This window comes from Vibrio sp. 10N.222.46.A1 (genome assembly GCF_041473595.1).
Lineage (GTDB): Bacteria > Pseudomonadota > Gammaproteobacteria > Enterobacterales > Vibrionaceae > Vibrio > Vibrio tasmaniensis_A.
In genome coordinates, this window is record NZ_JBFRSN010001264.1 from 1 (window position 1) to 1,436 (window position 1,436).

3 protein-coding genes are annotated in these 1,436 nt (G+C 41.3%); 2 read left to right on the forward strand and 1 reads right to left on the reverse strand.

Translation table 11 applies throughout. From position 1 onward, the window contains the following. A partial coding sequence (locus tag AB4496_RS25785; RefSeq protein ID WP_372132703.1) for a polyprenyl synthetase family protein occupies window positions 1–338 on the reverse strand: 338 nt, incomplete at its 3' end. Window positions 339–606: 268 nt separating this feature from the next. On the opposite strand from AB4496_RS25785, the gene rplU reads away from it, so the two are divergent. Both rplU and rpmA read left to right on the forward strand, forming a co-directional pair. After that, entirely contained in the window at window positions 607–918 is a 312-nt protein-coding gene (rplU, locus tag AB4496_RS25790; protein WP_004740823.1) for a 50S ribosomal protein L21, read from the forward strand. Window positions 919–937: 19 nt separating this feature from the next. Further along, window positions 938–1,195, forward strand: a complete 258-nt coding sequence (gene rpmA, locus AB4496_RS25795) for a 50S ribosomal protein L27 (RefSeq protein ID WP_004735905.1) — start codon at window positions 938–940, stop codon at window positions 1,193–1,195. Window positions 1,196–1,436: the final 241 nt, after the last annotated feature.

Here is a 1,436-nt window from a genome sequence, read left to right on the forward strand (position 1 = left end):
TCACCAACCAAAACGCTAGCTGCATTACCAAAAGCCGCATTCGCTGTAGCTTTGCCACGTCGCATGTCTGATTCGTCGACAACATCGTCATGAAGCAGTGTTGCTGTGTGGATAAACTCAATAAAAGCGGCTGAGGTGATGTGAGCTTCACCTTGGTAACCAAGTGCACGAGCTGATAAAAGAGCAAGCAAAGGGCGTAGGCGTTTGCCACCACCGCTAACGATATAAAAACCAAGCTGGTTGATTAAACTTACGTCAGAATTAAGTTGGGCTTGAATTGTTTCATTCACTTTTGCCATATCATTGGCAGTAAGCGTTTGGATAGCTTTAAAATCCATTGTTCATCCGGCTGAAGTTAGACCCTGTAAGGCTTATACGTTGTATTTAATTGTTGAATAATACACTAAAAAACGTTGATTAATACATCACTTAAAGGCATCATTGCCGCACTTTTCTTTGGCGAACATGTTTTCGCCAATATTTTAAAAATATGGCTTGTCATAGCGGCATGATTCCCGTAGAATCTGCGCCCTATTGATTAGTTTAGCGCACACCCGAGTTGTAGAATTAACAACCATAGGCTGTGCGGAAAAAGCGGAGTAAAATATGTACGCTGTTTTCCAATCTGGTGGCAAACAACACCGAGTAAGCGAAGGTCAAACACTTCGTTTAGAGAAATTAGACGTTGAAACTGGTGCAACTGTAGAATTTGATAAAGTTCTTCTTGTTGCTAACGGCGAAGAAATCGCTGTTGGTGCACCTCTTGTTGAAGGTGGCAAGGTTACTGCAGAAGTAGTACAACACGGTCGTGGCGATAAAGTAAAAATCGTTAAGTTCCGTCGTCGTAAGCACTCGCGTAAGCAAGCTGGTCACCGTCAGTGGTTCACAGAAGTGAAAATCACTGGCATTAACGCTTAAGTATTAGGAGAGTTTAACAATGGCACATAAAAAAGCTGGCGGTTCTACTAATAACGGCCGCGATTCAGAAAGCAAACGTCTTGGTGTTAAGCGTTTTGGTGGTGAATCTGTTCTTGCAGGTAACATCATCGTTCGTCAACGTGGTACTAAGTTCCACGCTGGCACAAACGTTGGCATCGGTAAAGACCATACTCTTTTCGCTCTTACTGAAGGTAAAGTGAAATTTGCAGTAAAAGGTCCTAAAAACCGTAAGTTTGTAAGCATCGAAGCTGAGTAATTTAATCTTTTATTAGATTATTTATACTAGCTTTCAAGCTGAATTCAAAAGCCCTGCCGATTCGGCAGGGTTTTTTATTTATAGCGAGAATAAAAAAGTAGACGCTCTGGCTTTAGTTTGAGAAGCAATTTGGTGTTTGATAAGCAGTTTAGTTTTGAGAAGCCGTTTGTTTTTTAAGAAACAGAAAGCAAAGAACCTCTCCTTATTTGTTCCTTGGTTGCAGATCGATCTAGATCTTAGG